This window comes from Seonamhaeicola sp. ML3 (assembly GCF_023273855.1).
In the GTDB taxonomy this organism is placed as follows: domain Bacteria; phylum Bacteroidota; class Bacteroidia; order Flavobacteriales; family Flavobacteriaceae; genus Seonamhaeicola.
The window spans coordinates 405,038-418,006 of record NZ_CP096884.1; the positions used below are offsets into that span (position 1 = coordinate 405,038).

At 33.9% G+C, this 12,969-nt stretch carries 13 protein-coding genes; 8 read left to right on the forward strand and 5 right to left on the reverse strand.

Going from position 1 to position 12,969, the window contains the following annotated elements; all coding sequences use genetic code 11:
* The first annotated feature begins 29 nt into the window (after positions 1-29).
* The 5 genes from fbaA (at position 30) to M0214_RS01905 (ending at position 5,625) form a co-directional block, all read left to right on the forward strand.
* On the forward strand, positions 30-1,097 hold the full coding sequence (gene fbaA, locus M0214_RS01885; protein ID WP_248723786.1) for a class II fructose-bisphosphate aldolase: 1,068 nt from the start codon (positions 30-32) through the stop codon (positions 1,095-1,097).
* Positions 1,098-1,335: 238 nt separating this feature from the next.
* Complete coding sequence (gene accD, locus M0214_RS01890; RefSeq protein ID WP_248723787.1) at positions 1,336-2,196, forward strand: acetyl-CoA carboxylase, carboxyltransferase subunit beta; 861 nt, start codon at positions 1,336-1,338, stop codon at positions 2,194-2,196.
* A 23-nt stretch (positions 2,197-2,219) separates the two neighbouring features.
* Positions 2,220-2,789 (forward strand): STM3941 family protein, encoded by a 570-nt coding sequence (locus M0214_RS15320; protein ID WP_305879791.1) that lies wholly within the window; start codon positions 2,220-2,222, stop codon positions 2,787-2,789.
* Between the two features lie 85 nt (positions 2,790-2,874).
* Complete coding sequence (gene rpsO / locus M0214_RS01900; RefSeq protein ID WP_248723789.1) at positions 2,875-3,144, forward strand: 30S ribosomal protein S15; 270 nt, start codon at positions 2,875-2,877, stop codon at positions 3,142-3,144.
* A 216-nt stretch (positions 3,145-3,360) separates the two neighbouring features.
* A complete protein-coding gene (locus M0214_RS01905) occupies positions 3,361-5,625 on the forward strand; it encodes a polyribonucleotide nucleotidyltransferase (protein ID WP_248723790.1) in 2,265 nt (754 codons plus the stop codon).
* A gap of 85 nt (positions 5,626-5,710) precedes the next feature.
* On the opposite strand, the gene M0214_RS01910 is transcribed toward M0214_RS01905, so the two are convergent.
* The 5 genes from M0214_RS01910 to M0214_RS01930 form a co-directional block, all read right to left on the reverse strand.
* Complete coding sequence (locus M0214_RS01910; RefSeq protein ID WP_248723791.1) at positions 5,711-6,079, reverse strand: hypothetical protein; 369 nt, start codon at positions 6,077-6,079, stop codon at positions 5,711-5,713.
* A 24-nt stretch (positions 6,080-6,103) separates the two neighbouring features.
* A complete protein-coding gene (locus M0214_RS01915; RefSeq protein ID WP_248723792.1) occupies positions 6,104-6,631 on the reverse strand; it encodes a hypothetical protein in 528 nt (175 codons plus the stop codon).
* 200 nt (positions 6,632-6,831) lie between these two features.
* Positions 6,832-7,377: a hypothetical protein gene (locus tag M0214_RS01920; protein ID WP_248723793.1), complete on the reverse strand. Its 546-nt coding sequence runs from the start codon at positions 7,375-7,377 to the stop codon at positions 6,832-6,834.
* Between the two features lie 374 nt (positions 7,378-7,751).
* Complete coding sequence (locus M0214_RS01925) at positions 7,752-8,963, reverse strand: serine hydrolase (RefSeq protein WP_248723794.1); 1,212 nt, start codon at positions 8,961-8,963, stop codon at positions 7,752-7,754.
* A 74-nt stretch (positions 8,964-9,037) separates the two neighbouring features.
* A complete protein-coding gene (locus tag M0214_RS01930) occupies positions 9,038-9,961 on the reverse strand; it encodes a LysR family transcriptional regulator (RefSeq protein ID WP_248723795.1) in 924 nt (307 codons plus the stop codon).
* A 307-nt stretch (positions 9,962-10,268) separates the two neighbouring features.
* On the opposite strand from M0214_RS01930, the gene M0214_RS01935 reads away from it, so the two are divergent.
* The 3 genes from M0214_RS01935 (at position 10,269) to M0214_RS01945 (ending at position 12,943) form a co-directional block, all read left to right on the forward strand.
* Positions 10,269-11,237, forward strand: coding sequence for a sodium-dependent bicarbonate transport family permease (locus tag M0214_RS01935; RefSeq protein ID WP_248723796.1), 969 nt, complete (start codon positions 10,269-10,271; stop codon positions 11,235-11,237).
* 250 nt (positions 11,238-11,487) lie between these two features.
* Entirely contained in the window at positions 11,488-12,351 is an 864-nt protein-coding gene (locus M0214_RS01940; RefSeq protein WP_019387909.1) for an RNA polymerase sigma factor RpoD/SigA, read from the forward strand.
* A 181-nt stretch (positions 12,352-12,532) separates the two neighbouring features.
* Entirely contained in the window at positions 12,533-12,943 is a 411-nt protein-coding gene (locus M0214_RS01945) for a BLUF domain-containing protein (RefSeq protein WP_248723797.1), read from the forward strand.
* Positions 12,944-12,969: the final 26 nt, after the last annotated feature.

The window sequence follows — 12,969 nt, forward strand, 5'->3', positions numbered from 1 at the left end:
AATCAATAATTATTAAAAATCAATAAAAAATGGGACACAACATAAAACCGGGCGTTGCTGCTGGATACGAAGTTCAAGAAATCTTCAAACTTGCTAAGGAAAAGGGATTTGCTTTACCCGCAGTTAATGTAATTGGCTCAAATGCTATAAATGGTGTATTAGAAACTGCTGCAGCTTTAAATGCTCCAGTTATCATTCAGTTTTCTAATGGTGGAGCTCAGTTTAATGCTGGGAAAGGATTAAGCAATGAAGGTCAGAACGCTGCCATCCAGGGTGCTATTGCTGGTGCTAAACATGTACATACTATGGCAGAAGCCTATGGTGTTCCTGTAATTCTACATACCGATCACTGTGCCAAGAAACTATTACCTTGGATTGATGGTTTATTAGATGCTAGTGAAAAACACTTTGCCGAAACAGGAAGATCACTTTTTAGTTCGCATATGATAGACCTTTCTGAAGAGCCAATAGAAGAAAACATCGAACTTTGTAAAACTTATCTTGAGCGCATGAGCAAAATGAACATGACGCTTGAAATAGAATTAGGTATTACTGGTGGTGAAGAAGATGGTGTTGACAATACAGATGTGGATGACTCTAAACTCTACACACAACCAGAGGAAGTTGCTTATGCTTATGAAGAGTTGAGTAAAGTGAGTGACCAGTTTACAATTGCAGCTGCTTTTGGTAACGTTCATGGTGTCTACAAACCTGGTAACGTAAAATTAACGCCTAAAATCCTAAAAAATTCTCAGGAACACATTTCAGAAAAATATGGTGTTGGACATAATCACATAGACTTTGTTTTCCATGGTGGTTCTGGTTCTACTGTAGAAGAAATAAGAGAAGGTATAAGCTATGGTGTAATTAAAATGAACATCGATACCGATTTGCAATATGCTTTTATGAGTGGTATTAGAGATTACATGGATGAAAAATCAGAGTATTTGAAATCTCAAATAGGTAACCCAGATGGGGATGACGTTCCTAACAAAAAGTATTACGACCCTCGTGTATGGTTACGCGAAGGAGAAAAATCTTTTGTTGAGCGTTTAAAGAAAGCTTTTGAAGACTTAAACAACGTAAACACATTATAGTAAACACGATATATTTTCAAAATAACTAAGGTTCCGTTTCATCGGAACCTTTTTTTATGGGTCAAAATTATATGCATGCATGATAATAAAACAACATGGTGTTACCTCAAAATTAAAAAAAGGTTTAATTTTGTCATTAGGCTTCTAGCTGTATTGTCTAAGCAAGCCTTAATCCTTAACGCAAACAATGGTAGTGTAATTAATTATTTTTATCATTGCATAACTAAAATTAACAAGCATGTCATCTTGGTTTAAAAGAAAAACAAAAGGAATAACAACTTCTACCGAGGAGAAAAAAGATACACCTAAAGGACTTTGGTACAAAACACCAACTGGTAAAATCGTAGATACTGAAGAATTAGAACTAAATTTCTATGTAAGTCCAGAAGATGGTTACCACGTTAGAATAGGAAGTAAAGAATATTTCGAAATTCTTTTTGACGACAATAAATTTAAAGAACTAGATGCCGGTCTAGAATCTAAAGACCCTCTAAAATTCGAGGACACTAAAAAGTACCCAGACCGTTTAAAGGCTGCTCAGGACAAAACAAAACTAAAAGATGCTGTAAGAACAGCAGTAGGAAAATCGAAAGGTAAAGATTTAGTTATCGCTTGTATGGACTTTAGCTTTATTGGAGGTTCAATGGGAAGTGTAGTTGGCGAAAAAATTGCTAGAGCGGCAGATTATGCCTTAAAAAACAAGTTGCCTTTAATGGTTATTTCAAAATCTGGTGGCGCTAGAATGATGGAAGCTGCTCTATCGTTAATGCAACTAGCAAAAACCTCTGTAAAATTAGCACAATTAGCAGAAGCTAAATTGCCATACATATCATTATGTACAGATCCAACTACAGGAGGTACAACCGCTTCATTTGCTATGCTAGGAGATATTAATATTAGCGAACCAGGGGCTTTAATTGGTTTTGCTGGACCACGTGTGGTAAAAGATACTACCGGTCAAGATTTACCAGAAGGTTTTCAAACCTCTGAGTTTCTGTTAGAACATGGGTTCTTAGACTTTATAACGGTTAGAAAAGAATTAAAAAACAAGGTTAATCAGTATATCGATTTAATACTCAATCAACCTTTAAGAGCATAAAAAACTATAAAAACTCTCAGACAATGTTTGAGAGTTTTTTTAGCTTTCAAAACTTGACAGATAAACTAAAAATACCTTTCAACAAGAAAAGAATCTTAATACTGCTTCTCTGCAGCTTTCTGTTTATCCTAGCTGGTTTATGGTTATTTATTGAATCTGAACGATTTGTAAATACATTTCAAAATTCAATTATAATTACAAAATTAGTAGGAAGTATAAGCGTTTTGTTTTTTGGATTAGCTTTCGTCTCAATGCTAAAAAAATTAATTGGGAACAGCCATGCTTTAATTATTGATAAAAAAGGGATAGTTGATAATGCCAGTGGCGTTTCTGCAGGTTTAGTCGAATGGAAAGATATTACTGAAACCTTTTTACCAAGTATAGATACATCTCAACAATTCATATACATTCATGTAAAAAACCCCAAACACTATATTGAAAGAAAAAGAAATATTGTGTCTAAACTTTTCATGAAAGCCAACTATAAATTTTATGGAACTCCAATAACCATACCCATTAAAATGTTAGGTTGTGACTCCGCATCATTAGAAAAAAACTTAAGTGAGTATTTTTCCAAATATTATAATACTTAAAGATGTTAGTTAATAAAAAAACGTATATTTGCCGCTTGAAAGAAAGGCTTTCATATACATAAAAATCATTTACAATAATATTAGCATGTATTTAACAAAAGAAATCAAAGAAGAAATCTTCGCAAAACACGGAAAAGGAAAGAACGATTCTGGTACTGCGGAGGCGCAAATTGCACTATTTACTCACAGAATTAACCACCTAACAGAACACTTAAAAAAGAACAGAAAAGACTTTAACACTGAGCGTTCGTTAGTAAAATTAGTAGGTAAGCGCAGAGCGTTACTAGATTACTTAACTAAGAAAGATATCTTAAGATATCGTGCAATAGTTAAAGAATTAGGATTAAGAAAATAATAAAAAGAGGCTTTAACAGCCTCTTTTTTGTTTAAATATAACTCTTTCGAAAGAGTATAAATTTCGTAATAAGAAGCTGGATCCCAAAAAATTTTGGGACTAAAGGTTTTTCATTGGTCAAGGCACACATGCCAAACACAACAACTACAACAACACAACGACCATTGTTTAACATAGTTCGGGCTATATGTTTGCTTGAACTCGAAGAAAAAATTTATGATTCCAAAAGTATTTAAAGAGGTCATAGACCTTGGTGACGGTAGAGAAATCTCTATCGAAACCGGAAAATTAGCAAAACAAGCTCATGGTAGCGTTGTTGTGCAATCTGGAAAATGTATGTTATTATGTACAGTTGTTTCCAACTACAAAGCTGCAGATGTAGACTTTTTACCTTTAACGGTAGATTACCGTGAAAAATTTGCTGCTGCAGGACGTTACCCTGGTGGTTTCTTCAAGAGAGAAGCTAGACCAAGTGACGGCGAGGTTTTAACCATGCGTTTAGTAGACCGTGTGTTACGCCCATTATTTCCAAAAGATTATCATTCAGAAACTCAGGTTATGATTCAGTTAATGTCTCATGACCCTGAAGTTATGCCAGATGCTATGGCTGGTTTAGCTGCTTCTGCTGCTATTCAATTATCAGATTTCCCGTTTGAGTGCCCAATTTCTGAAGTAAGAGTTGGTAGAATAAACGGTGAATTGATTATCAACCCTTCTTTTACGCAATTAGAAGAATCTGATATTGATATGGTTATTGGCGCATCTGCCGATTCTGTGATGATGGTTGAAGGTGAAATGGATGAGATTTCTGAAGAAGAAATGACTGAAGCTATCAAATTTGCTCACGAAGCTATTAAAGTACAATGTGATGCTCAGGTTGCATTAGCTGAAGCTTTTGGTAAAAAAGAAGTACGTGAGTACGAGCCTGAAAGAGAAGATGCTGATTTAGCTCAAAAAATTCATGATATGGCATATGATAAAGTATATGCTGTAGCTAAAGCAGGTTCTTCAAAACATGAAAGAGGCGCTGCTTTTGCTGAAATTAAAGAAGAAATAACTGCTTCTTTTTCTGAAGAAGAATTAGAAGATATTAGTGATTTAGTTTCTAAATACTACAGCAAAGCAGAAAAAGCGGCTGTTAGAGATTTAACATTGAACGAAGGGTTACGTTTAGACGGACGTAAAACAACAGATATTAGACCTATTTGGTGTGAGGTAGATTATTTACCATCTACTCACGGTTCTTCAATCTTTACTCGTGGAGAAACTCAAGCATTAGCAACAGTTACTTTAGGTACGTCTCGTGAAGCCAACCAAATAGATATGCCATCATACGAAGGTGAAGAGCGTTTCTATTTACACTATAACTTCCCTCCTTTTTCAACAGGTGAAGCTAGACCAATTCGTGGAACATCTCGTCGTGAGGTAGGACACGGAAACTTAGCGCAACGTGCCTTAAAAGGAATGGTTCCTGAAGATTGCCCTTATACCGTACGTGTAGTTTCTGAGATTTTAGAATCTAACGGTTCTTCATCTATGGCGACAGTTTGTGCTGGAACTATGGCTATGATGGATGCAGGTGTACAATTAAAGAAACCTGTTTCTGGTATTGCAATGGGATTAATTTCTGATGCTGAAACTGGAAACTATGCAGTTCTTTCTGATATTTTAGGTGATGAAGATCATTTAGGTGATATGGACTTTAAAGTTACAGGTACTGCAGACGGTATTACTGCTTGTCAAATGGATATCAAAGTTAAAGGATTATCATATGAGATTTTAGTAAATGCACTAAAACAAGCGCGTGATGGTCGTTTACATATCTTAGGTAAAATCACTGATACGATTGAAACTCCAAATGCAGATGTGAAAGCTCATGCTCCTAAAATGGTAACTGCAATTTTACCAAACGACTTAATTGGAGCCTTTATTGGGCCTGGCGGAAAAGTAATTCAAGAATTACAAAAAGAAACAGGAACCACTATTGTTATCAATGAAGATCCTGTAACTGAAGAAGGAATCGTTGAAATTTTAGGCACAGACCAAGAAGGTATTGATGCTGTTTTAGCAAAAATAGACTCTCTTAAATTTAAGCCTGAAGTTGGTAGCGTTTACGAAGTGAAAGTTATTAAAATGTTAGACTTTGGAGCCGTAGTGGAATATACTGAAGCTCCAGGCAATGAAGTACTTTTACATGTAAGCGAGTTAGCTTGGGAACGCACTGAAAATGTTTCTGATGTTGTAAACATGGGTGATGTTTTTGATGTTAAGTATTTTGGAATTGACCAAAGAACACGCAAAGAAAAAGTTTCTAGAAAAGCTATTTTACCAAAACCTGAAGGTTGGCAGCCAAGACCTCCAAGAGATAACAATCGTGGTGGACGTGATAACAAAGGCAGAGACAATCGTGGACGTGACAACCGCAATAGAGATAATCGCAGAGACGATAGAAAACCTAGAGAAGATAAAAAAGAAGATTAATTTCTTTTTATTATACAAACCAAAGCCCATCAAAATTGATGGGCTTTGGTTTTTTATTTCTATTAGTGATGTATTGAATGAGCTACTATACACCACCACCGGTAGCAAATGCAATAGCAGGAGTTAAAGCGCACAGTACTCCAAACAGCAAAATACTCATAAATGTAGACACCTCTCTATTTTTTAACCTAACGGTTTCAATATCTTGTTCATCAATATCTATTCGCACCAGTTCTCCTTGTACTTTTTTCATACCATAATATCTACCATTTTCAAAAACTATACTTTTATATTTAAGTTTTTGACCATCTTTTGTCTTAATTTTAGTCTTAGTAGGAGCTTTAACAGTATTCTCTAGAGTAGTTGGTTGCCTGTATACCGAACAACTTTGAAAAAAAATCAACCCTACCAATATTGTAATTAATAATCTGTTGCTGTTATTTAAAGTTTTCATTTTATGATTATTTATAACTGGATATTATTCAGACTGCTTTACCATAGCGTACCTATCAAGTTCTTCATATTTTGTTTTAAAAACGCTGTCATATCCATAGATTATAAATTCCTTTCTACGTATGCCAGCTAAAGCTCCAATTGGAGCACCAAAGACAACACCAGTTGCTGCTGCAGCGACCTCATTTGAAATCCACGATTCCCCTCCTCCTCCAGAAACCATTATTAGCTCTACAACCACAGCAGTGCCTAACATTCCTTTTAGTGCATTTCTCCAAACTTTCCCTCTCCTTTTAATATAAACCTTATAAATATCTTTAGCATTTATTGTTGTAATCTCGTTTAAATCTTTTAAAGATTTTCTTGAAACAATCTTTAGAGATAAATCATCTACCGCATACAAAAACCCCTTTTGTTTGGTTTTATCTGTAAGCTCTACCCATATCTTATAAATTTTCACTTTTTTAGTTTCCTCTTGTGAATTTACTTTGAAACATAACAAAAGCGTTAAGCATAGTATTATCAGACTTAAATTAGTTCCTATTGTTTTCATAATTACTAGTTTAAAAGTTAGTATTTTTAAAATCCACAGCATGAACAGTCTCATATCCCCTTATTTTTCTATTTCAACTCCCTTTGTAATAACTAACTCATCTTTACAATCATTATCCAGAACCAACATAACGTATAATTTGTAAGATTTGGTTAGTAAAACTTGCCTCATTAAAGATATGAGTAGTAATTTTTCTTAATTTATCTAGATTTCTTTACCATAGCATATCTACTAAGTTCTTCTCGCTTTGATTTAAATATGGCCGCATCACCAGAAATGTCAATTTTCTTTTTACCTGTGCCAATTATCGCCCCTAATGAAGTACCTACAAGCGTCCCAAAAACAATTGACCCGGCTTTAGCAGCTTCACTATATATCTGAACAACAACAGAATCATCGTCACTGGTATCTGAAGAACCCAAAGTAGCCAACAAGCCTCCAGATAGTCCGCCAATTAAAATGCTTCTCACCATTTTCCCTTTTCTTTGAATCTTTATTTGATTAATATCTTCGGGATTAATATTTAGTATTTCACTTTCGTTTTTTAAAGGCAAATCACTAATAATCTTTAAGGATTTATCATCAATAGCATACAAAAAACCCTTTTGTTTAGTTTTATCTGTAAGCTCTACCCATATCTTATATATTCTTACTTTCTTAGCTTCCTCTTGTGAATTTACTTTGAAACACAATAAAAGTGTTAAGCATAGTATTACTGTACTTAAATGAATTGTCACTGTTTTCATGATGAATGATTTAAGTTTAATTAATAATCAAGCTCAGAGCTAATAGATGAAGCATTATAGCGTTGTCACTATTGTTGGAATAGAAAACAATAATCTAATCATTAATTGATGCTATTATTAAAGTTTCATAATCTTTAGCATTATCAAAATCTATGAACTTACACACTTACTGACATCGAGTAATTTCCTAAATTAAAAAAAATCTTACACGCTACAAACATTTTTTCGCTGAAAATGAGCAAGTTAACAACTACTATAAAAATTAGCACAGTCGAAATCTAACTAATTCAACGTTAATTAGATGTCTTTCGACTGCGCTCTTAAGGAGACAAGCACCTGTTTTATTTGAAGTTTTTTTTTACACACTTGATCAGTTAAGGCTGTACCCAAGCATCATTATAGGCATTGTATATCATTTGCCTTAAACTGGTAGTACCTTCTAAGGTAACACCTTGAGAATTCATAACAATAACACAATCTACACCTGTACCAGGAAACATTACGATTTGTGTTCTCACACCTTGAGAAACTGTTGGGTCGCTACTTGTGCCTATAGATCCTGCTTTTCCGTAGTAATTCCCATGGATTTCATCGGCTGGATCTGCAACATCCATTCCCAAACGGTGCAATTTCATTAAATCCCTTTGGTCTTTATTGACTAAAACTTCGGTATGTTCAAAATACGCATTGACTTTAGACATCTCTAGAGTAGTCATAAAATAACCGCCGCCTCCAGATTTATTATTCCAATCTCCATAGTATACTCCCCCATTATTACTACCATCATTTACATTGTAGTATAGTGTTGAAATATCTCTACTCTCTGGAAAACAACCTACTAGTGGCAAAGACAACCTATCAAAAATATTCTGCTGCATATAGAGCAAGTACATAAATTGTGTATTTGCATCATTTTCAATATCAATAACCGGGCTTCCTTCTAAGTTACTCCACAATGAGGGAATTAAAACTCTATAAAGTGCAAAATTAACGTTTAGATAAGTTCTTGTTTTGGCATTTACAACACCAGTTTGGATACAATCCCTTAATCCCTGATACCCTAACGTAGTATCAAAATTATTGTTTGTACTCTGAAGTCCAGACTCGTGTTTTAATAAATCCTTAAAGCTAAGACCATTAACGCCGGGACCTTTAACCCATGATTCTGGAAGCCAATCGGCAATATTATCTTCAATGGTCAAATCATTTGCCTCTAACAGTTGCATTACCGCTATAGCGGTGTAAAATTTAGAGACACTAGCAACATTTATTTCTTTATTTAATGTAAAGTCTAAAGTACCATCAGCAGAATTTCTAGCTTTACCAAAGGCATTAGATCGTTGTAAATTTCCATTTTTGCTAATAGTGTAAGCCCATCCTATCGGACTATCTCCTCCAGACTCAACATAATCGATAATATTCTGTTCAAAAAGATTTATATCAAATACTGGTAGATTGGTCTGTAAATCATTGAACGAATCTTCTACTTCACAGCTAAAAAAAGATGCAAATAAAAAGATTAGGAATAGTTGTTTTACTAACTTACTGTTATTCGGCAGAGTAAACATGTGGTTTGTAGTTATCATTGCTGTTTTTAATTATTGTTACACCAATAGATAAACCAGATGTGTTTTTTGTTACCCTATTTTTTTATTTTTTTTTAATATTTATCTAACCAATCAAAATGTTTCTTTATGATTGCCTCTTTATTTAGCTCAATATGCTCTATTAATGCTTTAGCTATATTGGTTAGATTTTTTGAACTCAACCAAATTAAGTTCCAATTGGTCGTAATGGGTAATTGCTTGACTGGAATTATCTGCAATTCCCCATTTGCTATTGCATTTTTTATACCTATTAAGGGCATTATGGAACATCCTAATCCTGAAATAACTGCCTGTTTTAGAGCCTCATTAGATTTTAATTCCATTTTTTTATAGGTTGATATTTTTCTAGAATCGATAAATTTCTCCATTGCTAAGCGCGTGGCCGAACCTTGCTCTCTGTATATTAAAGGTAACTTTTGAAATTCAGAATAAGACAGATGCTTTCCTTTGAGTTTATAATCCTTTCCTGCGACCATAAACAATTTGTTCTCCATTAATTCAATTCTATTAATTTTCAGATTACTCGGAATGGTAGAGACCATAGCAAAATCTACCTCGTTGTTTTCAAGAGCACGAACAACCTCTGCCTTATTAGTTACATCCATAATAAGATCCACCCCTTTGTTCTGGTTCATAAAATCAGCCAAAAAATAAGGCATAACATATTTTGCAGTTGAAACAATAGCTATTTTAAGTTTCCCTGCTAGCTCTCCTTGAAACGACAAAGCCTTGTAGTTTATCGCCTGAACCTCGTTAAGAATATTTTCGGCAGCATCTGCAATCTCGTGACCAAACTCCGTGATATAAATCTTTCTACCTACAACTTCAAAAAGCGGGGTTTTAAACTGTTCTTGGAATTTTTTTAACTGAATTGAAACGGCTGGCTGGGTTAAATAAAGTGCTTCAGAAGCTTTAGTAACACTCTGTAGCTGAGCTATTTTTAAAAATATCTCTAGTTGATGCAATGTATAATTCATAAATAAAACATATAAATAACATAATAAATATAAATAAAAATATATAAATAAAAACATTCAACTTTGCAAAAAAATAAATCACATGAGAGAACTATTAAACAACAACTTAAAAAGGTTAAAATTTAAATCTAGAGCGATAAATGAAATTATACTGTTATTTACCTACTGTATTTTTTTAGTGCTTTCCATAAAAAATGATAATCTCTTTTTAAAAGAAATTACTCTAGGCGGACTTATTATAATTTTTGCAATGATTAGTTCAATTAATAAAAAAAACAACAAATAAGAACTCAAACAAAACACTTGTATGGATCTACATTTACTAATAGACAACTTATCAAACCCGGCGTTATTATTCTTTTTTTTAGGAGTTATAGCAGTGCAGCTTAAAAGTGATTTGAGCATACCTGAAAACTCTTCAAAATTCATATCATTATACCTTTTGCTAGCCATAGGCTTTAAGGGTGGACAAGAGTTGGCACATAGTGAGTTTAATCTAGAAATACTTTGGTCTTTACTTTTTGGAATTTTTTTGGCAGTTGCTGTTCCAGTATATGCGTACTTTATCTTAAGAAGAAAGTTTAATGTTGAGAACGCAGGTGCTATTGCAGCCTCTTACGGATCAGTTAGTGCTGTAACTTTTGTGACCGCCATTTCTTTTTTGGAATTAGAACAAATTGCATTTAGTGGTCATATGGTGGCCGTGATGGCTCTTATGGAAGCTCCTTCTATTATGATCGGCCTTCTATTAATCATGCTTTTCAGCGGAGGGAAGAAAAAATCAAACATTCCATTAAAAACAGTGCTTCAGCATGCGCTTTTTAATGGTAGTGTATTACTCATTCTAGGAAGCTTGGTTATAGGATTTTTGGCAAGCGAAGCTCAGGCTGAAGGAATAAAACCTTTTACAACAGACATTTTTAAAGGCTTTTTAGCTGTATTTCTTTTAGATATGGGGATTACCAGTGGTAAAAAGCTAAACGAATTTATTAAGAAGGGTAAATTCGCTCTCATTTTTGCAATCATAGTACCTATTGTTAATGGATGTATTGTAGCATTAGTTACTGGATCTTTTGTCACTGGAGTAGGAAACAGACTTTTATTTGCAATACTGGCTGCAAGTGCTTCTTATATTGCTGTACCTGCTGCTATGAAAATTGCTGTACCCAAGGCGAGCCCGAGTTTGTATATACCTATGGCTCTTGCTATAACCTTCCCATTTAATATTACACTTGGTATGCCTTTATACTTATATCTCATTCAGAGTAGCTTTTAAATAAATTTATCTTCTTTTAAAAGTAAATCATTAAAAAACCATCTTAAAAAAAATTGCGATGGTTTTTTATCTCTAAAAACTAAATGGGTAAAATAAATAAAGCTCTCTAATGTGACCTTACCAATATCTATGTGTCATAACTTATGAGAAAAAGAAAATAATTTATATGTTTTTGTAACATAATTTGATTTATGTACGTATAACTACTGAATGCCCTAACATTCATAAATTAAATTACAGGAGATTTTAGATGAGACAACTTAAAATTACGAAGCAGGTTACTAATAGAGAAACGGCTTCCCTAGACAAGTATTTACAAGAAATTGGGAAGGTAGATCTTATTACTGCGGATGAAGAAGTGGAGTTAGCACAGCGTATAAAAGCGGGTGACCAAATTGCTCTGGAAAAATTAACAAAGGCTAATTTACGTTTCGTAGTATCGGTAGCTAAACAATATCAAAACCAAGGACTTACATTACCGGATCTTATTAACGAAGGAAACCTTGGATTAATTAAAGCTGCACAACGTTTTGACGAGACTCGTGGTTTTAAATTTATCTCTTATGCGGTTTGGTGGATACGTCAGTCCATTCTTCAAGCATTAGCTGAACAATCTAGGATTGTACGATTACCTCTAAATAAAATTGGTTCGATCAACAAAATCAATAAGACCTTTGCTTTTTTAGAGCAAAGTCATGAACGACCACCAAGTGCCGAGGAAATTGCTAAAGAGCTAGACATGACAATTAACGACGTAAAAGAATCTATGAAGAATTCTGGTCGTCATGTTAGTATGGATGCGCCCCTTGTTGAAGGTGAAGACTCAAACTTGTACGATGTTTTAAATAGTGGCGAATCTCCAAATCCTGATAAAGAATTACTACACGAATCTTTAAGAACCGAGATAGAACGTGCACTAGAAACACTAACACCTCGAGAAGCTGATGTTATTCGTTTGTACTTTGGTCTAGGAAACCAACACCCTATGACGCTTGAAGAAATTGGAGAAACTTTCGATTTAACAAGAGAGCGTGTTAGACAAATTAAGGAAAAAGCTATTCGTAGATTAAAACATACGTCTAGAAGCAAAATATTAAAAACTTATTTAGGATAATAATCAAAATACTCCTAAATTACCGCAACAACAGTTACACATAACTGTTCGTTTTTTGATTGATGAAAGAACCCCCGGCTGATTACCGGGGGTTTATTTTTAAATACTAATTTGTAAGTATTCTTTTAATGTTTATCTGTTTTTTCTTAACTTTAATTCGTTTTAATGAAATACCCCTAACATGATTAAAACCATTTGTTATTTAAGTGATTCTATAGCCCACGAATCTATGGAAAAGTTAGAAACACTCTATCTTAAGGCAAGGGCGAATAACAAAAAAAACAACATTACTGGAGTATTAATCTACAACAATCTTAATTTCTTACAAGTTCTTGAAGGAGAAGAAGAGGTAGTGAACGCCACGTTTGACAGAATTCGGTTTGACAGAAGACACAGGAATATTTTCGAGGTAATTAACACTACCGTAGATGTACGGATTTTCGAAGATTACAATTTTGGCTTTACCATTGTTAATAGTAAATCAGAACTAAAAAATCTTTACGACTACTTAGAATGGTTAAGAAATGGAGACCACAAACTAGCTAATGATGTCATAAACATGGTTGAAAACTTTATAGACAGGAAGTCCTAGAAGAACCAACAAAAATGCTATTTTTG